This window comes from Streptomyces thermocarboxydus (genome assembly GCF_024760485.1).
Taxonomy (GTDB): Bacteria; Actinomycetota; Actinomycetes; order Streptomycetales; family Streptomycetaceae; genus Streptomyces; species Streptomyces cellulosae.
Genome location: NZ_CP058273.1, coordinates 258,450 through 276,550 on the forward strand (window position 1 = coordinate 258,450; position 18,101 = coordinate 276,550).

The window sequence follows — 18,101 nt, forward strand, 5'->3', positions numbered from 1 at the left end:
GGTGTGGTGAGGACGCTAACAGCCTGAATATAGTAGGTACCTAGGAGATAGTGACTTCCCCGAAGGGGTGCGCATGGCCGGAACGAAGCAGGCGACGACCACGGTGAGCGGACCCGAATTCGCCTGCCCCGTCAGCCCGGTGGTGGACATCGTGTTCAGCCGCTGGACGACCCCGGTGCTGTGGGCGCTGCACACGTACGGGCGGCAGCGGTTCGTCGAGCTGGAGCGGCGCATCGGCACCATCACGCCGAAGGTGCTGACCCAGCGGCTGCGGCAGCTGGAGCGGGACGGTCTTGTGGTGCGCACGTACCACCCCGAGGTGCCGCCCCGGGTGGAGTACGAGATCAGCGAGCTGGGCCTCAGCCTGGCGCCGCTCTTCGCGCACCTGACCGAGTGGGGTACGGCCAACCTGGGCCGGGTCGAGGAGGCACGGCGGGCGTACGACGCGGACCCGGCCCGTCCCCGTCCGTGAGGTGCCGCCGGGCGCCGGGGATGCGCCTGGCGGGGCGTCAGGCCTGGCCCGTCTCGAAGCGGGTGATGCGGCCCTCGTCGTCGACGGTGAACGACCAGGTGGTGCGCATCTCGCCGTACATGTCGTTGCTGTAGCGGGCGACGAGACGGCGGCCGCCGTCGGACTCGTTCTCCACCTCCATGTGGCCGTGGGAGGAGAAGATCTCCCGGTCGGTCCAGTCGGCGAGGTCCCGTTCGGTGCCGTCGTCCGCCATGGTCGCGCCGGGCGCCAGCAGGGCCATGAAGCCCTCGTGGTCGTGGTTGTTGACGGCCGCGACGAAGGCGCGTACGGCGGGGTCGCTGAGGCGGGTGATCTGAATGGTCATGCCTGCCAGGGTCGTACCGGTGCGGGGACCCCGCCACCCGCGTCACCCGTTCGGCGCCGGTGACGGGCCGGGCGCGCGGGTGCGGTGCGACGGTGGTCGGGCCAGACCACCCTGCACGGGGAGACGACGTGACCTGTTACGACCGGCGTGACCTGGGACTGCTGCTGCTCCGGCTGGGGACCGGCGGGGTGCTCGCGGCGCACGGCACGCAGAAGCTGTTCGGCTGGTTCGGCGGTGGCGGCATCGAGGGCACCGGCCAGTTCATGGAGTCCATCGGGTACGCGCCCGGCAAGGTCAGCGCCACGGCGGCCGGTGTCGCGGAGACCGGGGGCGGATTGCTGCTGGCGCTCGGCCTCGCCACACCGGCGGCGGGTGCGGCCGCCGCCGGGGCGATGGCGGGCGCGTCGGCGGTGCACGCGCCGAACGGGTTCTTCAACCAGGAGGGCGGGTTCGAGTACGCGGCGTCGCTGGGGCTGACGGCGGCGGGACTTGCCGTCGCCGGGCCCGGACGGCTCTCCCTCGACCATCTGCTCGGGCATGCCGTCGACCGGGGGTGGATGGTGCCGGCCGCCTTCGGCGTGACGGCGGCGGTGACCGCGATGGCGGTGGGGGTGCGGAGCCGGCGGTTGCGGAAGGCGCGCGAGGGGGAGCAGGGGGCGCTTTTCGAGTAGGGCGGGTGACGGTTTGGGGGGCGGGTGACGGTTTGGGGGGCGGGTGACGGTTTGGGGGCGGGTGCGGGCTGTTCGGGATTGATCGCGCAGTTCCCCTCGCCCCTGAGGGTGTTGCCCCTCAAGGGCGTTTCTACTCCGCGAGTTCCGGTTTGCCGAACAACGTGGCGTAGCTGGACGGGAGTTGGCTCAGTATCTGGTTGAGTTCTCCGCCGCTGATCGCCATCGCCACCGTCGTGAGGACGGCGCTGGCGTCCCACTGGGCCGTGCGGGGGCGGGCGCCGGTGCGTTCGGCGACCCTGCGGTAGAACTCCTCGATGCCGAAGCTCTCGGCCTGCTGCGGCTTCGCCTCGCTCAGGGTCTTCCCCAGGGAGCCGGGGAGCTGGGACGCGAGGTCGTCGACCTCGCCGGGGCTGATCCGCTGGGCCAGCACCTGGAGGACCGCCTCGGTGACCTTCTCGGCCTCGTCCTGGCTGTCGTACTCACCCAGCTCACGTACGCGGGCGAGGAATTCGTGCTGCTGCATCCTTCGTCACCTCCGGGGGGACGTCACGATTCGTCGCTCACGGCGTTGATCGTGAGCTTGCCGTCGGCCGCGTCGACGCGGGCCCGGTCGCCGGGGCTCAGTGCGCCGGAGAGCAGGAGGTCGGCCAGACGGTCGTCGAGTTCGCGCTGGATGGTGCGGCGCAGCGGCCGGGCGCCGTACTCGGGCTGGTGGCCGATGTCCGCCAGCAGGTCGGCCGCGGCGTCGGTGATGTCCAGGGTGATGTCCTGGGCGTGGAGCCGGCGGCGGGTGTGTTCGAGCAGCAGGTCGACGATCTGCCGCAGTTCGGCGCGTTCCAGGCCGCGGAAGACGATGATCTCGTCGATGCGGTTGAGGAACTCCGGGCGGAAGTGCTGCTGCAGCACCGGCATGACCGACTCGCGCACCTTCGCGTAGTCGTCGACCCCGGCGCCGAGGATGCGGTCGGCGCCGATGTTCGACGTCATGATGACCACGGTGTTCTTGAAGTCGACGGTGCGGCCCTGCGCGTCGGTGAGCCGGCCGTCGTCCAGGATCTGCAGCAGCGCGTTGAAGACGTCCGGGTGCGCCTTCTCTATCTCGTCGAAGAGCAGCACCGTGTACGGCTGGCGGCGCACCTTCTCGGTGAGCTGGCCGGCCTCCTCGTAGCCGACGTACCCGGGCGGGGCGCCGACCAGGCGGGAGACGGTGTGCTTCTCCTGGAACTCGCTCATGTCGAAGCGGACCATGCGGTCCTCGTCGCCGAAGAGCGCGGCGGCGAGCGCGCGGGCGAGTTCGGTCTTGCCGACGCCGGTGGGGCCGAGGAAGAGGAAGGAGCCCACCGGCCGGTTGGGGTCGCCCATGCCGGCCCGGGCCCGGCGCACCGCGCGGGCGACGGCGGTGACGGCCTCGTCCTGGCCGACGACCCGCTGGTGGAGGTGCTCCTCCAGCTGCATCAGCCGCTCGCGTTCCTCCTGCGTGAGCTGGGCGACCGGGATGCCGGTGGTGCGGGAGACGACCTCGGCGATGTCCTGCGGGGTGACCTTGGGCTCGGTGCTGTCCCGGGTCTGGTCGCGTGCGCTCGCCAGCTCCTGCTCGGTCTCCATGATGGTGTCGCGGAGGTTCTTGGCGCGGTCGTAGTCCTCCTCGGCGACCGCCTGGTCCTTCTCCCGTCGCAGCGCGGCGAGCTTGTCCTCCACTTCCTGGGTGTCGGCCGGGGTGCTCTTCGCCCGCAGCCGGACGCGCGCGGCGGCCTGGTCGATCAGGTCGATCGCCTTGTCGGGGAGGAACCGGGAGGTGATGTAGCGGTCGGACAGCTCGGCGGCGGCGACGAGGGACTCGTCGAGGATGCGGACCTGGTGGTGGGCCTCGTAGCGGTCGCGCAGACCGCGCAGGATCTCCACCGTGTCGTCCACGGTCGGCTCGCCGACCAGGATCGGGGCGAAGCGCCGTTCGAGGGCGGCGTCCTTCTCGATGTGCTTGCGGTACTCGTCGACCGTGGTGGCGCCGATGAGGTGCAGTTCGCCGCGGGCGAGCGCGGGCTTGAGCATGTTCCCGGCGTCCATGGCGCCCTCGCCGCCCCCGCCGGCGCCCACGACGGTGTGCAGCTCGTCCAGGAACAGCACGAGCTCGTCGCCGTGCTCGCCGACCTCGTCCAGCAGCTTCTTCAGCCGTTCCTCGAACTCGCCGCGGTACTTCGTCCCCGCGACCATGCCCGCCAGGTCCAGCGAGACCAGCCGCTTGCCCTCCAGCGTGGCGGGCACGTCCCCGGCGGTGATGCGCTGGGCGATGCCCTCGACGATGGCGGTCTTACCGACGCCGGGGTCGCCGATGAGGACGGGGTTGTTCTTGCTGCGCCGGGAGAGGACCTCGATGGTCTGCTCGACCTCCTCGTCCCGGCCGATCACCGGGTCGAGCTTGCCGGCCCGGGCCTGCTCGGTCAGGTCCCGGCCGAACTCGTCCAGCGTCGGGGTGCTGCTCGGCCTGCGCTGCTGCTCGCCCGACGCGTTCGGCGCGTGGATGTCCGCCGCCCGGCCGCCGGCCGCCTCGTACAGGGCGCGTCCCGCCGACGACTCCGGGTTGTCGGCGAGGGCCTGCACGATGTGCTCGGGGCCGATGTAGGAGGTGCCCAGCCGCCGCGAGAGCTGGTAGGCGTCCAGCAGCGCCCGCTTCGCGGACGGGGACAGCTCCTCCGGACCCGCCTGGGCCGAGTCGGCGGCCAGTGCGGGGCCGGTGCCGAGGCGCTCACGGAGCCGGTCCACGTCGACGCCGGCCTCGGTGAGCATGCGGAGGGTGGTGTCCACGTCGAGGGCGGCGGCCAGCAGGTGCCGTGAGTCCAGTTCCTCGGCCTTCTCCGCGGCGGCGATGCCGCGGGCCCTGATGACGAGCTCACGGGCCCGTTCGGAAAGGAGGCTGCCGACGTCCACCTGGCGTGGCCGCCGGGTGGAGACCGGGCTCTGCCCGAAGAAACGGGCGAAAAGGTCGTCGAAGCCCTCGAAGGGGGAAGGGCCGAAGCCGAAGCCGGAGGTCATGTGGTCCACCTCTTTCGCTGCTCACGCTGCGGTGTTGTGGCACAGGTCACCCGTGTACCCATGTGGGTGGGAGGCTCACGGGGCTACGGCATCACATTCCGCGTGCGGGTGGTGTGTGGCTGCTCGCGCAGTTCCCCGCGCCCCTGGGGGGGTCGGGCGGCCGGTGCTCTCCTGAAGCCGCGGCATGGGTCCGGCGGCAGGTGCGGGCAGTTCGTGGCTGGTCACGCAGTTCCCCGCGCCCCCGGGGGCCGGGCGGCCGGTGTTCCCCCTGGAACCGCGGCATGGGACCTCCGGCAGGTGCGGGCAGTTCGTGGCTGGTCACGCAGTTCCCCGCGCCCCCGGGGGGTCGGGCGGCCGGTGTTCCCCCTGGAACCGCGGCATGGGTCCGCCGGCAAGAGCGGGCAGTTCGTGGCTGGTCACGCAGTTCCCCGCGCCCCTTTCGGGCGCCGGTCCTGGGCGGCGAGGGCGTCAGGTGCGGGTGTTCTCCAGGAAGTGGAGGACCGCTGCCACGCGGCGGTCCGTGCGGTCGGTGGGCGGCAGGTCGAGCTTGGCGAAGATGTTGCGGATGTGCTTGTGCACGGCTCCGTCGCTGACGACGAGGCGTTCCGCGATGGCCGCGTTGCCGAGGCCCTCCGCCATCAGCGCGAGCACGTCCCGCTCGCGGGGGCTCAGCCGCTCCAGGCGGGTGTCGGGCCGGGAGCGGGTCAGCAGCTGGGCGACGACCTCCGGGTCGATGGCCGTGCCGCCGTCCGCCACGCGGTGCAGCGCCTCCAGGAACTCCTCGACCCGCCCCACCCGTTCCTTCAGCAGATAGCCGAGCCGCGCGCTGCCCTGCGCGAGCAGGTCGGTGGCGAAGGCCTGCTCGACGTACGCGGACAGCACGAGCACCGCGAGGCCCGGCAGGCGCCGCCGCGCCTCCACGGCGGCGGTGATGCCCTCGTCGGTGTGCGTGGGCGGCATCCGCACGTCGACGATGGCGACGTCCGGGCGTTCCGCGTCGACGGCGTCGAGGAACGCGGCGGGGCCCTCCGCCGTCGCCACCACGTCCAGGGACTCGGCGCGCAGCAGCAGCGCCAGCCCCTCGCGCAGCAGGGCGTCGTCCTCGGCGATCACGATCCGCATGGCAGGGTCACCTTCAGGGTGGTGGGGCCGCCGGGAGGGCTGGCCAGTTCCAGTGTTCCGTCGTGGGCCTCGACGCGGCGGCGGATGCCGGTGAGCCCGGTGCCGCCGTGCTCACCGGCGCCGCCGTGGCCGTCGTCGCGGACCTCCACGTGCAGCAGCCCGCCGGCCGCGCGGACGGCGACCCGCGCCTCGCCCGCGCCGCTGTGCCTGGCGATGTTGGTGAGGGCCTCGGCGACCGCGAAGTACGCCGTCGCCTCGACCGCCGCCGGGCAGCGCGTGGGCATGTCGGCGTCGACGCGGCAGGGCACCGGGCAGCCGGCCGCGAGCGCCGTGAGGGCGTCGGGGAGGCTGCGGTCGGCGAGGACCGGCGGGAGGATACTGCGGACGACCGCCCGTAGCTCGGTGAGCGCCTGTTCGGCGGCGTCCTGGGCGCGGTCCAGGACGGCCGCGGCCTCCTCCGGGTCGCGGGCGAGGGCGCGCCGTGCGGCGCCGAGCAGGACGGTGACGGCGACGATGCGGTTCTGCGTGCCGTCGTGCAACGCCCGCTCCACGCGGCGGAGTTCGGTGATATGGGCGTCCAGGGCGGCGGCGCGGGTGGCGGTGAGCTCGGCGACCCGCAGGACGAGGTCGGTGCCCGGGTCGGGGCTGAGCAGCCGGCGTCCGGGCCAGGCCTGGAGCCGGGCGAGGGCGGGCGCGCACAGCACGATGACGCCGGCCAGGGCCACGCCGACCGCGCTGACGCCGAGGGCGCCGGGCCAGTCGTGGACGGTCCACCAGCCCACGGCGGACGCGGCCTCGCTCTCCGGCAGGAACGTCCAGTACAGCGGGAAGGTGACGTCGTGCGCGGCGCTGAGCGGCAGGGTCGCTCCGACGAGCCCGAGGAACAGGCCGAGGAGCGCGTGGGTGACCACCCAGCGGACCTCACGGCGGACGGCCCGGTCGCCGAGCATCGCCCTCGGCCCGTGGGGCGCGGGGGACGGGCCGACGATCTCGGGCCCCCACCGGGAGAGCCGGCCCCGCTCGCGGTCGGCGACCGCACGCACCGCGTGCAGGGCGGACGGCAGCAGCCAGAGGCCCACGCCGAGGAGACAGGCCGCCGCGGTGAGGGCGAGCCAGAGCGTGGCGAGGAGGGCGAGCAGGGCGGTGCCCAGTCCCCCGACCAGGTGCTCGAGCGCGTCCAGCGCGGCCCGGGCGCGGACGCCCACCGCCCGCCGCCAACCCGGCCGTCCGTCCGCCGGGCGGTCGTGCGTCACCACCATCCGCACCTCCCAGGCACGGAGGATAGAACGCGGGGCCGGCGCCCTGCTCGGCCGCCCGCTGTACGGGAGTTCGGGGTTGGGGGTAGGGGCAGGAGCGAGAGGGCGGGTCCGGGCGCGTGACCGGGTGCGGGCGGGCGTGCCCGGCGCGGTGGGCGTCCCGAATCCGCCCGGCACACCGGCGCCGGGGGAGGCGCGAGGCCCGGACAGCGCGCCCGGGCTGCCCGGCTCACGAGCGAGAGGCGCGCCGGCGGCGGGCGTGAGAGGGTCGACACGCGCGTCGGCGGCCGGTGTTCCCGAAGCGGCGAGCTCAGCCGAGCCGGGGCACTGCCAGAACCCCCACGCGCGCGGCGGCGAGCGTGCGAGGGCCGACGCGCGCGTCGGCGGCCGGCGTTCCCGAAGCGGCGAGCTCAGCCGAGCCGGGGCACGTGCCAGAACCCCACGCGCGCCGGCGGCGAGCGTGCGAGGCCGACGCGCGCGTCGGCGGCCGGCGTTCCCGAAGCGGCGAGCTCAGCCGAGCCGGGGCACGTGCCAGAACCCCCACGCGCGCCGGCGGCGGGCGTGCGAGGGCCGACGCGCGCGTCGGCGGCCGGCGTTACCGAAGCGGCGAGCTCAGCCGAGCCGGCGCGCGTGCCGGAACTCCCACCCGCATCGGCGCCACCAGCCCCCCTCACTCCCGCACGCCCATCCCCTCGACCGGTGCCGTCCGCAGGACGCGGCTCACCGGGACCACCGTTGCCAGCAGGGCCAGCGCCGCCGTTCCGCCCAGGAGGGTCGCCCAGCCCACGGCCGGAACATGAGGCACCGCCGCGCCGGTCACCGCTCGGACGATCGTCGTGAGGGTGACCGCCGCGATCGCCGCGCCGATCAGCAGAGCCACGCCCAGCAGACCCGCCTGTTCGGCGTGGATCATCCGCTTCACCTGGACGCGGGTCACTCCGACCAGGCGGAGCAGGGACAGTTCCCTGGTGCGGGCCAGCGCGGCCATGACCAGGGTGTTGGCGGCGGCCAGGACCGCGTAGCCGACCAGGACGGTGACCAGCATCTTGTTGAGCCAGCCGCTCACCGCCACGTCCTCGGCGAGTTCGCCGGTCAGGCGGGCCGTGTCCACCACCTGGCCGCCGGGATACCGGCGGGCCAACTCGGCGAGGGCGCCCTCCGCACCGGCGTGCGGAGCAGTTCGGATCAGTACCCGGTCGTCCAGACCCGTGACGGTGTGGCCGTCGAGCGTGCGCCGGTGCAGGGTGATGTCGCCGAAGCCCCAGCCGCGCTCGTACAGGGCGACGACGCGCAGGGTGACGGGTGTGCCGTCGCCGAGCCACAGCCGGGCCTTGTCCCCCAGCCGCCAGCCGGCCGCGTCCGCGCGGGCCGTGGAGACGGCGACGGTGCCTTCGCGGAGGGCGTCGAGACTGCCCGAGCGGATCCGCAGGTCCAGGGTGCGATCCGCGCCCAGGGGGTCGATGCCCTGGGCGGGGACGGTCTGCGGTTCGAGCCGGTCGAACACGACGACGGAGGTGCGGCGCACGCCGGTCGCCGCGACCACGCCGGGGACGCGACGCGCCTCGGCCGCGGCGGAGGCGGGCAGTCCGGCGCCGGAGGTCAGCGCGTACTGGGCCAGGACGCCCTCGCGGCTCTGCACGACCGTCTGCCGCTCCAGGTTGTCCTGGAGGAACCACACGGTGCCGCCCAGCCCCACGGACAGCACGAGCGCCGTGAGCACAGCGACCATGCCGCGGGCGTTGGCGCGCAGATTGGCGGCGGCGAGGTAGCCGCTGTTGCCCCACACAGTGCGCAGCACGGGACCGAGCAGCCGGGCCGCCGCCTGGTTGATCCAGGGGGCCAGCAGGGCGACGCCCAGGACGAACAGGTAGAGCATCCCCATGGCGGCGCCCAGCGCCGTCTGTCCGTCGGTGGCGCCGGTCAGCACCGTCAGGGACAGTGCTCCGGCCACGCAGGACGCGCCACAGATCAGGCGGACCCGGCCCCCCGTGACGGGTTCCACCGCCGCCTCGCCGAGAGCCTCGGTGGGCCGGATACGGGTGACGCGCAGCGCGGCGATCCAGGTGGACAGCAGGGCGACGACGGCGACGGTCACGACGGCGGCCGCGGCGGACAGGGCGCCGCCCCGGACGGCGAAGTCGTCCGGAAGGAAGCCGCGGGAGACGAGCGCGTCGCGGACCTGGTGGGTGGCGAGCAGTCCTGCGGGGACACCGACGGCGCCGGCGAGCGCGGCGAGCAGCCCGGCCTCGGCGAGAAGCATCGACCGCACCTCACCGGGGGTGGCGGCGACGGCCCGCAGCAGGGCGAGGTCGCGGCGCCGGTGCCGTACGGACAGTCCGGTGGTTCCGGCGACGACGAAGCCGGCGATGGCCGCCGCGTACCCGGCGAAGGCGGCCCCGGCGCCGAGGGCGAGGGAGCGGGCGGCGGCGCTCTCGGGCTCGGCGGCGAGTCCGCGGTCGTCGCCGGTGTACGCGGTGACGCCGGCGGCGTCCGCGATGCGCCGCACCGAGGCGAGCACGGCGTCCCGGTCGGCGTCCGGCGCGGTGAGCACGCCGACGGCGTCGTAGCGGCCGGGGCGCGGGTCGAGGGCGGCGGCGTGCGCGTCGGTGAAGAACAGCGCCGCCCGCCCGCTCGCCGTGCCGTCCGCGTCCACCACACCGCTCACCTCGTACGTACGGCTCACCCCGCCGGTGACCACCTCGGTGGTGGCGCCGGGTGTGAGGCCCGAGGAGCCGGCCAGCCGGGCGTCGACGGCGATCTCCCCGTCCGTTCGCGGCGGCCGTCCGGACAGCAGCCGGTACGGGGCGAGGGCGGTGCTCGACCAGCCGTGGCCGGTGGTGGGCAGCTCGGAAGCCGCCGTCGTGGTGACGACGAGACGCCGGTCGCCCACCGCGCGGTCCACGCCGGGCACGTCGGCCAGTTCACCGGCCACCTTCTCGGGGACGCTGCCCCGCTCCGGCAGGAGGACGGTGGTGCGCTCGGTCTCGCCGAGCACCGTCGGCCCGTCGACGGTGAGGTCGCGGTCGGCGACCACGGCGACGGCCGCGCCGTACCGCTGCGGGTCGCCCTGGTGCCGCCACCCGGACTCGACGAGGAGCGCGCAGGTCATGAGGACGGCGACGCCCGCAGCGAGCGCGAGGAACGTGGCGAGGAAGCCGCCCTTGCGGTGGCGCAGCGTCCGCGCCGCCAGCCGGAGCACGCGTCAGCCCTCCCGGGTCGCGACGGGCCGGCGGTGGCCGGGCAGGGCGAGCTGTTCGGCGATCCGTTCGGCGCTCGAGCGTTCCATGTCCCGGACGATCCGCCCGTCGGCGAGGATCAGGACGCGGTCGGCGTAGGACGCGGCGACCGGGTCGTGGGTGACCATGACGACGGTCTGCCCGTACGCGTCGACCGCGGACCGCAGCAGGTCCAGGACGGCCGCCGCGGAGCGGGTGTCGAGGGCGCCGGTGGGTTCGTCGCAGAAGATCACCTCGGGGCGGGTGACCAGCGCGCGGGCGATCGCGACGCGCTGCTGCTGGCCGCCGGAGAGCTGGGCGGGCCGGTGCCGCAGCCGCTCGCCGAGGCCGACCCGGGCGACGACCTCGTCGACCCAGGCGGGGTCGGGGCGCAGGCCCGCGAGGCGGGACGGCAGCAGGATGTTCTGTTCCACGTCCAGCGCGCCGATCAGGTTGAACGCCTGGAAGACGAAGCCGACGCGGGCGCGCCGGAGTTCGGTGAGCTTCTTCTCGGACAGGGACGACAGGTCGGTGGGCCCGATCCGCACCCGCCCGGAGTCCGGCCGGTCGAGTCCGGCGGCGCAGTGCAGCAGGGTGGACTTGCCGGATCCGGAGGGTCCCATCACGGCGGTCGCCGTGCCGCGCGGGAACACGGCGCTCACGTCGTCGAGCGCCACGACGGACTGGTCACCGCCGTACGTCCTGCGTACGCGCTCGAGGGCGACGGCGATGCCGTCCGGGATCAGGGGCATGGTCGGAGGCCCTTCCGGGTGCGGTTCCTGGGGACCTCCCCGACGCTAGGGCGGCCGCGGACCGCCGCCCATGCAGCCGGCTGCCCACTTCAGGTGGTGCAGGCGCTACCGTCCGGAGGCCGCCGTTGATCGAGTGGTGGGCGGTGAGGGGCCCGCGTACGGTCGAACGGTGGACTCCCGGAAGGGCGACCCCATATGACCAGCAGTCCGCGACCGGCCTCCACGCAGGAGGCGGCACGGGAAGGCCGGGGCCGCGGCAACGCGATGGCCCTGTTCGTCATCGCCTCGTGCCAGCTGATGGTGGTGCTGGACATCACCATCGTGAACATCGCGCTGCCGCACATCCAGCGCTCCCTCGACTTCTCGACGGCCAGCCTGTCGTGGGTGGTCAACGCCTACACCCTCACGTTCGGCGGGCTGTTGCTGCTGGGCGGCCGGGCCGGTGACATCCTCGGCAGGCGGCGGGTGTTCATCTTCGGCGTGCTGCTGTTCGTGCTGGCGTCCCTGCTGGGCGGGCTCGCGCAGAACGCGGGTCAGCTGCTGGCGGCGCGTGCGCTGCAGGGCGTGGGCGGCGCGATCGCCTCGCCGACGTCGCTGGCCCTGATCAGCACGACCTTCCGCGAGGGACCCGAACGCAACCGCGCCTTCGGGGTGTTCGCGGCGGTGTCCGCGGGCGGCGGCGCGATCGGGCTGCTGGCCGGCGGCATCCTCGTGGAGTGGCTGAACTGGCGGTGGGTGCTGTTCGTCAACGTGCCCATCGGCCTGCTCATCGCCCTCGCGACGCCGCGTTACATCAAGGAGTCCGAACGCCATCCGGGCCGTTTCGACGTCGTCGGTGCGCTGACCTCCACGGCCGGCATGGTGCTGCTGGTCTACGGGTTCATCCGGGCCGCGCAGGACGGCTGGCGGGATCCCCTGACGCTGGCGTCGTTCGCGGCCGCGGTGGTCGTGCTGGTGGCGTTCGTGCTGCTGGAACGGCGGTCGCCGCAGCCGATCACACCGCTGCACATGTTCGCGGACCGCAACAGAGCGGGTACGTACGGGATCATGCTGTGCCTGGCCGCGGCGATGTTCGGCATGTTCTTCTTCCTGACCCTGTTCGTGCAGAACGTGCTGGGCTTCAGCCCCCTCCGGGCGGGCCTCGCCTTCCTGCCGGTGAGCGCGGTCATCGCGATCAGCGCGGGACTGGCCTCGCGGTTCCTGCCGGTGTACGGCCCCAAACCGTTCATGGTGGCGGGCGGTCTGTTCGCGGCGGCGGGTCTGGCGTGGCTGACGCTGACCGACGTGCACTCCACGTACGCGGGCAGCGTGCTCGGTCCGATGCTGGTGTTCAGCTTCGGCATGGGCATGGAGTTCGTGTCGCTGACCCTGATGGCGCTGTCCAATGTGCCGGTGCAGGAGACGGGCGCGGCCTCCGGTCTGCTCAACGCCACGCAGCAGGTGGGCGGCTCGCTGGGCCTGTCGATCCTGGTGACCATGTACGGCACGGCCAGCAGGAACGAGGCGGAGGATCTGGTCCCGCGCTTCCTGCAGCAGGCGACCCCCGCCGAGCGGATGGAGTTCCAGCGCACGGGGGAACTGCCCGGGCTGTGGGGCGCCCAGGTCCTCACCTCCGGCGTGTCCGCCGCGTTCGTCACGGCCGCGGTCTTCGCCGGGCTCGCCGCCCTGGTCGCGATGGTGGCGATCCAGGTCCGTCCGTCGGACCTGGAACGTCTCCAGGGCGGCGGGCCGGGCGTCCCGCCCGGGTAGAACGCAGGCTCGGCTCAGCGGTCCTTGCGGGGCAGCCGCAGGTCGGCGACGACCGGACGGTGGTCCGACGCGTCGGTGGCGTGCGTACGGGCGTCGGTCACGGCGATCCCGTCCGAGACGGTGATCAGGTCGATGCGCTTCTGCGGTGCCACCGCCGGATACGTGAGACCGGCGTCGGGCGCCGCGTCGCGCAGGGTGTGCCACAGGGGCGCCAACTCGGGTGCGGACGGCTCGGCGTTGAAGTCGCCGACCAGGATCTTCGGCCCCTGGTCGTCGGCGAGGATGCCGAGCATGTCGTCGACCTGGGCGGCGCGGATCGACGGGTCGGCGCGGTAGTCCAGGTGCGTCGAGTAGACGTGGGTGCGGACGCCCTTCACGCGGATCTCGATCTCGGCGAAGCCGGGCGCGGGGGCGGGCACCGGGTCGGAGGTCTGGGTGGACAGCCGGGTGATCTCGTGGTTCTCGGCGTGCAGCACGGGATAGCGGCTGAGCACGGCCACGCCGTACCGCCGGCGTTCCCCGCCCTCGGTGGCCGGGTCGAGGTCGTAGATCGGCGCGAAGAAGACCCGCATACGGAGCTTCCCGGCGAGCGCGCGGGCCTCGTCCGTGAAGGCGCTGCGCTCGCCCCAGTGGACGTCGACCTCCTGCAGACCGATGACGTCGGCGTGCAGGTCGCGCAGGGCGGCGGCGGTGCGGTCGAGGTCGAAGACCTGGTCCTCCCCCGCCCCCGCGTGGATGTTGTACGTCGCCACGCGGAGCGGCACGGCGGGGGCGCGGGAGCCGGCCGTGGCGGCGTCCTCCGCGGCCGTGGCCGGGGCCGCGGTGAGCGACAGGACGGCGGCGAGGAGCAGGGCGGCGACACGGGCGGTGCGGGCGGGACGTCTGGGTCCTTGCGGCATGCCTTCTCCTGTCTGCGGATGCGGTGTTGACGCACGGTCAGTGCGCCGACACCGCATGGAAGCACAGGCGGGGGCGGGTGCCGAGTGCCTTGGCTGTTCCTTTTCCGGTCGGCCTGCTCCTGGCCGGCCGAGTTGAACCGGTGTCGATCGCGATGGCCGCCCTGGACCAGCCGGCCCGGACGGGCGCGGCGCCTTGCGGAGACGGTCGTCCGGGCCCGTGCCCGGTACGGCCCGGAGGGCTGACCAGAGGCGCCGGACGAGCCCGATGTAGCGTGCACATACAGGGCCGTGGGCCCGTCCGGCTCCCGGACGCGCGGGGTGGAGGCGGCTTGTAGCATGGTGAGCGCGGAGCCGGAAGGGGCGACCATGGACGCTCGGGACGCATCCGATTCCCTGGACCGGGCGACGGACGAATTCCTCGCGGCCCGTCCTCAGCTGTTCGGGATCGCGTACCGGGTGCTCGGCAGTGCCGCGGAGGCGGAGGACGTCCTCCAGGAGACCTGGGTGCGGTGGCAGAACACCGACCGCTCCGCCGTCAAGGAACCGGCCGCCTTCCTCACCACGATCGCCGCGCGCCTCGCCATCAACGTCGCCCAGTCCGCGCGCGTACGGCGCGAGTCGTACGTCGGGCCGTGGCTGCCGGAGCCGGTCGACACCCGGCACGACCCGCAGCTGGGCGCGGAGCGGGCCGAGGCTCTGGAGATGGCGGTGCTGCTCCTGCTGGAGAAGCTGAACCCGGTGGAGCGGGCCGCGTATGTGCTGCGGGAGGCGTTCGACTACCCGTACAAGCAGGTCGCGGAGATCCTCGAGACGAGCGAGCCGAACACGCGGCAGCTGGTGAGCCGCGCCCGCAAGCATCTGTCGGCCGAGCGCAAGGAGCCGGTCAGCCCGGCCGATCACCGGCGGCTGCTCGAGGTGTTCCTCGCGGCGGCGCAGACCGGCGGCATGCGGGTGCTGGAGAACGTCCTGGCCGCCGACGTGGTCAGCTACGCCGACGGCGGCGGCATCCGCGGCGCCTCGCGCATCCCGGTGGTCGGACGCCTGCGCGTCTCCAAGTACCTGGCCGCGTTCGCGCCGCGCTTCTGGCCGCCGGCCGAGACCCGGTGGGTGGAGGCCAACGGCGGCCCCGCCGTGCTCGTCACGGCCGGCGGGGACCCGGTGGCGCTGCTGTCGGTCGACGCGTCCGAGGACGGCATCCGCCGCATCATGTGGGTGATGAACCCGGAGAAGCTGGCGCCGTACGTGACGTCGCTGGCCGCCTGACGGCCGGTCCCGGCACCGGGCCCCGCGGCGGTGTGTCACATACGCGTGATCGTCGCGGTCTGGTGGGTGACCCGCAGGACCCACCGAGAGGCACCATCATGACCGGACGCACCGTGTCCGTGCGTGAGGGCGGGCGGCCGGCCCGCACCGTCACGGTCGGACCGCACCTGCTGACCGCGGACGAACCCGGACCGCTCGGCGCGGACACCGGACCCACCCCCGAGGAGCTGCTCCTCGCGGCGCTCGCGTCGAGCACGTCGATGGCGGTCCGCGCGTACGCGGCACGGCAGGGCTGGGGGCTCGGCCATGTCGGCGTGGACGCGCGGTTCGGGCCGCGCGGGCAGATCGTCAAGCACGTCCGGCTGACCGGCGAGCTGGACCCGTCGCAGGTGGAGCGGCTGCTGAAGGTCGCCGGGCGCTGCCCGGTGCAGCGGCTGATCACGGGGGACGTGACGGTGACGACCGTGCCGACGGTGGAGACCACGGTACGGCGAATCGCCGCACCCGCTCCCCTGCCGGAGTAAGCGCGCCCCGGTGCCCGTCGTCCGGTCGCCGGACGGCGGGTACGGCCGCGTCCGCGCCGGGTCGACCGCCTCCCGTACGGGGCGCATGCTGGAAGGTACGCGTACGACGTCGCGGTGGTGTCACAGCCCGGGCGGCCGTCCGGTCGTAGTCGGTGAGTCACCTCGACGATCGGAGCAATCGTGGCTGCCACCGAACAACGTCTTTCCACCACGGTGCTGGTCATCGGCACCGGCGGGGCCGGCCTGCGGGCGTCCGTCGAACTGGCCGAGGCCGGCGTCGACGTCCTCGCGGTCGGCAAGCGCCCCAAGGACGACGCGCACACCTCCCTCGCCGCCGGCGGCATCAACGCGGCCCTGGCCACGATGGACCCCGAGGACAGCTGGCAGCAGCACGCGGCGGACACGCTCAAGGAGAGCTACCTGCTGGGCGACCCGCGCACCACGGAGATCGTCACCCGGGGCGCCGCCCGGGGCATCGACGACCTGGAACGCTACGGCATGGCCTTCGCGCGGGAGCACGACGGCCGTATCTCGCAGCGCTTCTTCGGCGCGCACAAGTTCCGCCGCACCGCCTTCGCCGGCGACTACACGGGCCTGGAGATCCAGCGCACCCTCGTCCGGCGCGCGGAGCAGCTGCGGATACCGGTGCTGGAGGGCGTGTACATCACGCGGATCCTCACCCACGAGGGCGCGGTGTTCGGGGCGTACGGCTTCGGTCTGAAGGACGGCACGCGGTACCGGGTGCACGCGGACGCGGTGATCCTGGCGGCGGGCGGGCACACCCGGATCTGGCGGCGCACGTCGTCGCGGCGGGACGAGAACACCGGGGACTCCTTCCGGCTGGCCGTGGAGGCGGGGGCGCGGCTGCGCGACCCGGAGCTGGTGCAGTTCCACCCGTCCGGGATCATCGAGCCGGAGAACGCGGCCGGCACGCTGGTCAGCGAGGCCGCGCGCGGCGAGGGCGGCATGCTGCGCAACGCGCTCGGCGAGCGCTACATGAGCCGCTACGACCCCGAGCGCATGGAGCTGTCCACCCGCGACCGGGTCGCCCTGGCCTCCTACACGGAGATCAAGGAGGGCCGCGGCACGGAGAACGGCGGGGTGTGGCTGGACGTCTCCCACCTGCCCCGGCAGACGATCATGAACCGGCTGCCCCGGGTGTACCAGACGCTGCTGGACCTGCAGATGCGGGACATCACCCGCGACCCGATCGAGGTGGCGCCCACGGCGCACTACTCGATGGGCGGGGTGTGGGTGCGCCCGGAGGACCACAGCACCGACGTGCGCGGCCTGTACGCGATCGGCGAGGCGTCCAGCGGCCTGCACGGCGCGAACCGGCTCGGCGGCAACAGCCTCATCGAGCTGCTGGTGTACGGCCGTATCACCGGGCAGGCGGCCGCCGCGTACTCAGAGTCGCTGACCGCGCAGCCCCGATCGGCGGCGGCCGTCGCCGAGGCGCGGGCGGAGGTGGACGGACTGCTCGCGGCGGACGGGCCGGAGAACGTCCGCGCGCTGCAGCGCGCGGTCCGCAACACGATGACGGAACACGCCGGTGTGGTGCGCGACGAGGACGGGCTGCGCACCGGGCTGGCCGAACTCGCCGCGATCGAGAAGCGGATGGAGGACGTCGGGGTCCACCCGGACATCGCCGGCTTCCAGGATCTCGCCCACGCCTTCGACCTCAAGGCGGCGGTGCTGGCCGCGCGGGCCACGCTCGAGGCGGCGCTGGAGCGGCGGGAGACGCGCGGCTGTCACAACCGCAGCGACTACCCGGACATGAGGGAGGAACTGCGGGTCAACCTCGTGTGGTCGCCGGCGGCCGGCGTCACCCGGGAGAGCATCCCGCCGGTCCCCGAGGAGATCGCCTCCTTGATGGAGGAGGTGCCGACGGACGGCAGGTTGCAGGAATGAGCGGGCCGTCGCAGGCGCCCACACGCACCCATCTACCCACAGCATGAAGGGAATCGACTCATGAAGGTCGTAGTGATCGGCGGCACCGGGCTCATCGGCTCGAAGGTCGTCACCCAGCTCCGGGCCGAGGGCCACGAGGCGGTGCCGGCCGCGCCCGACACCGGCGTCAACACCCTGACGGGTGAGGGACTGGCCGAGGCCCTGGACGGCGCGTCGGTCGTCGTCGACGTGTCGAACTCGCCGTCGTTCGCGGACGACGACGTCATGGAGTTCTTCCGTACGTCGACCACCAACCTCCTCAAGGCGGAGTCGGACGCGGGGGTGGCCCACCATGTCGCCCTGTCCGTGGTCGGGACGGACCGGCTCCTGGAGAGCGGCTACTTCCGCGCCAAGCAGGCGCAGGAGGACCTGATCAGGGACTCCGGCATGCCGTACTCCATCGTGCACGCCACGCAGTTCTTCGAGTTCATGAAGGGACTCGCGGACCTGTCGACGGTCGACGGGACGGTGCGGGTGCCTCCGGCGAGGTTCCAGCCGATGGCCTCGGACGACGTGGCCGCGGCGGTGTGCCGCGCGGCGGTCGCCTCCCCGCTCGACGGCATGGTCGAGGTCGGCGGCCCCGAGGCGCTCCTCCTGGCCGACCCCATCGGCACGGCCCTGTCGGCCGCGGGCGACCCGCGCGAGATCGTGACGGACCCCGAGGCGAGCTACTCGGGCGCCCCCGTGACCGAGTCCACCCTCCTCCCGGGCCCGGACGCGGAACTGGCGACGACGCGGTACGAGGACTGGCTGGCGGCGCAGCAGTAGACACGTGCCGCGTGGTGTGGCCCTCGTCTTCGGGCGAGGGCCACAGGCGTGCCCTGTGCTATGAAC

Annotated in this window: 15 protein-coding genes; 7 read left to right on the top strand and 8 right to left on the bottom strand. The window is 73.6% G+C overall.

The features are described 5' to 3' along the window. Positions 1 to 73 precede the first annotated feature (73 nt). The gene (locus AY578_RS01190; protein WP_019525717.1) at positions 74 to 472 is read left to right on the top strand and encodes a winged helix-turn-helix transcriptional regulator; all 399 of its coding nucleotides are present in this window, start codon (positions 74 to 76) and stop codon (positions 470 to 472) included. Between the two features lie 37 nt (positions 473 to 509). On the opposite strand, the gene AY578_RS01195 is transcribed toward AY578_RS01190, so the two are convergent. Then, positions 510 to 836, bottom strand: a complete 327-nt coding sequence (locus tag AY578_RS01195) for a nuclear transport factor 2-like protein (RefSeq protein ID WP_028958838.1) — start codon at positions 834 to 836, stop codon at positions 510 to 512. Between the two features lie 128 nt (positions 837 to 964). Between AY578_RS01195 and AY578_RS01200 the strand changes: the two genes are divergently transcribed. Next, positions 965 to 1,507, top strand: coding sequence for a DoxX family protein (locus tag AY578_RS01200; protein WP_028958837.1), 543 nt, complete (start codon positions 965 to 967; stop codon positions 1,505 to 1,507). Positions 1,508 to 1,637: 130 nt separating this feature from the next. On the opposite strand, the gene AY578_RS01205 is transcribed toward AY578_RS01200, so the two are convergent. The 6 genes from AY578_RS01205 to AY578_RS01235 form a co-directional block, all read right to left on the bottom strand. Continuing rightward, positions 1,638 to 2,030: a DUF2267 domain-containing protein gene (locus AY578_RS01205; RefSeq protein WP_019525714.1), complete on the bottom strand. Its 393-nt coding sequence runs from the start codon at positions 2,028 to 2,030 to the stop codon at positions 1,638 to 1,640. A 23-nt stretch (positions 2,031 to 2,053) separates the two neighbouring features. After that, positions 2,054 to 4,537 carry an ATP-dependent Clp protease ATP-binding subunit gene (locus tag AY578_RS01210; RefSeq protein ID WP_258901701.1) on the bottom strand — a complete coding sequence of 828 codons (2,484 nt, stop codon included), beginning with the start codon at positions 4,535 to 4,537 and terminating at the stop codon, positions 2,054 to 2,056. A gap of 468 nt (positions 4,538 to 5,005) precedes the next feature. Beyond that, positions 5,006 to 5,659 (bottom strand): response regulator, encoded by a 654-nt coding sequence (locus tag AY578_RS01215; RefSeq protein ID WP_019525712.1) that lies wholly within the window; start codon positions 5,657 to 5,659, stop codon positions 5,006 to 5,008. Further along, positions 5,647 to 6,918: a sensor histidine kinase gene (locus tag AY578_RS01220; protein ID WP_136237885.1), complete on the bottom strand. Its 1,272-nt coding sequence runs from the start codon at positions 6,916 to 6,918 to the stop codon at positions 5,647 to 5,649. Before AY578_RS01220 ends, AY578_RS01215 begins: the two co-directional genes overlap by 13 nt. 667 nt (positions 6,919 to 7,585) lie before the next feature. Continuing rightward, complete coding sequence (locus AY578_RS01230; protein WP_136237884.1) at positions 7,586 to 10,114, bottom strand: ABC transporter permease; 2,529 nt, start codon at positions 10,112 to 10,114, stop codon at positions 7,586 to 7,588. Between the two features lie 3 nt (positions 10,115 to 10,117). Continuing rightward, positions 10,118 to 10,882 carry an ABC transporter ATP-binding protein gene (locus tag AY578_RS01235; RefSeq protein WP_215187953.1) on the bottom strand — a complete coding sequence of 255 codons (765 nt, stop codon included), beginning with the start codon at positions 10,880 to 10,882 and terminating at the stop codon, positions 10,118 to 10,120. A gap of 195 nt (positions 10,883 to 11,077) precedes the next feature. Here AY578_RS01235 and AY578_RS01240 point away from each other — a divergent pair, with 195 nt between their 5' ends. Beyond that, entirely contained in the window at positions 11,078 to 12,631 is a 1,554-nt protein-coding gene (locus tag AY578_RS01240; protein WP_078504618.1) for an MFS transporter, read from the top strand. A gap of 14 nt (positions 12,632 to 12,645) precedes the next feature. On the opposite strand, the gene AY578_RS01245 is transcribed toward AY578_RS01240, so the two are convergent. Then, positions 12,646 to 13,530 (bottom strand): endonuclease/exonuclease/phosphatase family protein, encoded by an 885-nt coding sequence (locus AY578_RS01245; RefSeq protein WP_019525707.1) that lies wholly within the window; start codon positions 13,528 to 13,530, stop codon positions 12,646 to 12,648. Between the two features lie 366 nt (positions 13,531 to 13,896). Here AY578_RS01245 and AY578_RS01250 point away from each other — a divergent pair, with 366 nt between their 5' ends. The 4 genes from AY578_RS01250 (at position 13,897) to AY578_RS01265 (ending at position 18,035) form a co-directional block, all read left to right on the top strand. Further along, positions 13,897 to 14,793, top strand: a complete 897-nt coding sequence (locus AY578_RS01250; protein ID WP_258901709.1) for an RNA polymerase sigma-70 factor — start codon at positions 13,897 to 13,899, stop codon at positions 14,791 to 14,793. Between the two features lie 98 nt (positions 14,794 to 14,891). Then, positions 14,892 to 15,317 carry an OsmC family protein gene (locus tag AY578_RS01255; protein WP_019525705.1) on the top strand — a complete coding sequence of 142 codons (426 nt, stop codon included), beginning with the start codon at positions 14,892 to 14,894 and terminating at the stop codon, positions 15,315 to 15,317. Between the two features lie 180 nt (positions 15,318 to 15,497). Beyond that, a complete protein-coding gene (locus AY578_RS01260) occupies positions 15,498 to 17,228 on the top strand; it encodes an L-aspartate oxidase (RefSeq protein ID WP_258901711.1) in 1,731 nt (576 codons plus the stop codon). A gap of 60 nt (positions 17,229 to 17,288) precedes the next feature. Continuing rightward, entirely contained in the window at positions 17,289 to 18,035 is a 747-nt protein-coding gene (locus AY578_RS01265; RefSeq protein WP_215047935.1) for an SDR family oxidoreductase, read from the top strand. Positions 18,036 to 18,101 lie beyond the last annotated feature (66 nt).

Coding starts and splice junctions, on each gene's coding strand:
- AY578_RS01195 (WP_028958838.1), bottom strand. CDS start 836: ATGACCATTCAGATCACCCGCCTCAGCGACCCCGCCGTACGCGCCTTC.
- AY578_RS01255 (WP_019525705.1), top strand. CDS start 14,892: ATGACCGGACGCACCGTGTCCGTGCGTGAGGGCGGGCGGCCGGCCCGC.
- AY578_RS01190 (WP_019525717.1), top strand. CDS start 74: ATGGCCGGAACGAAGCAGGCGACGACCACGGTGAGCGGACCCGAATTC.
- AY578_RS01250 (WP_258901709.1), top strand. CDS start 13,897: ATGGACGCTCGGGACGCATCCGATTCCCTGGACCGGGCGACGGACGAA.
- AY578_RS01210 (WP_258901701.1), bottom strand. CDS start 4,537: ATGACCTCCGGCTTCGGCTTCGGCCCTTCCCCCTTCGAGGGCTTCGAC.
- AY578_RS01265 (WP_215047935.1), top strand. CDS start 17,289: ATGAAGGTCGTAGTGATCGGCGGCACCGGGCTCATCGGCTCGAAGGTC.
- AY578_RS01240 (WP_078504618.1), top strand. CDS start 11,078: ATGACCAGCAGTCCGCGACCGGCCTCCACGCAGGAGGCGGCACGGGAA.
- AY578_RS01220 (WP_136237885.1), bottom strand. CDS start 6,918: ATGGTGGTGACGCACGACCGCCCGGCGGACGGACGGCCGGGTTGGCGG.
- AY578_RS01215 (WP_019525712.1), bottom strand. CDS start 5,659: ATGCGGATCGTGATCGCCGAGGACGACGCCCTGCTGCGCGAGGGGCTG.
- AY578_RS01235 (WP_215187953.1), bottom strand. CDS start 10,882: ATGCCCCTGATCCCGGACGGCATCGCCGTCGCCCTCGAGCGCGTACGC.
- AY578_RS01245 (WP_019525707.1), bottom strand. CDS start 13,530: ATGCCGCAAGGACCCAGACGTCCCGCCCGCACCGCCCGTGTCGCCGCC.
- AY578_RS01205 (WP_019525714.1), bottom strand. CDS start 2,030: ATGCAGCAGCACGAATTCCTCGCCCGCGTACGTGAGCTGGGTGAGTAC.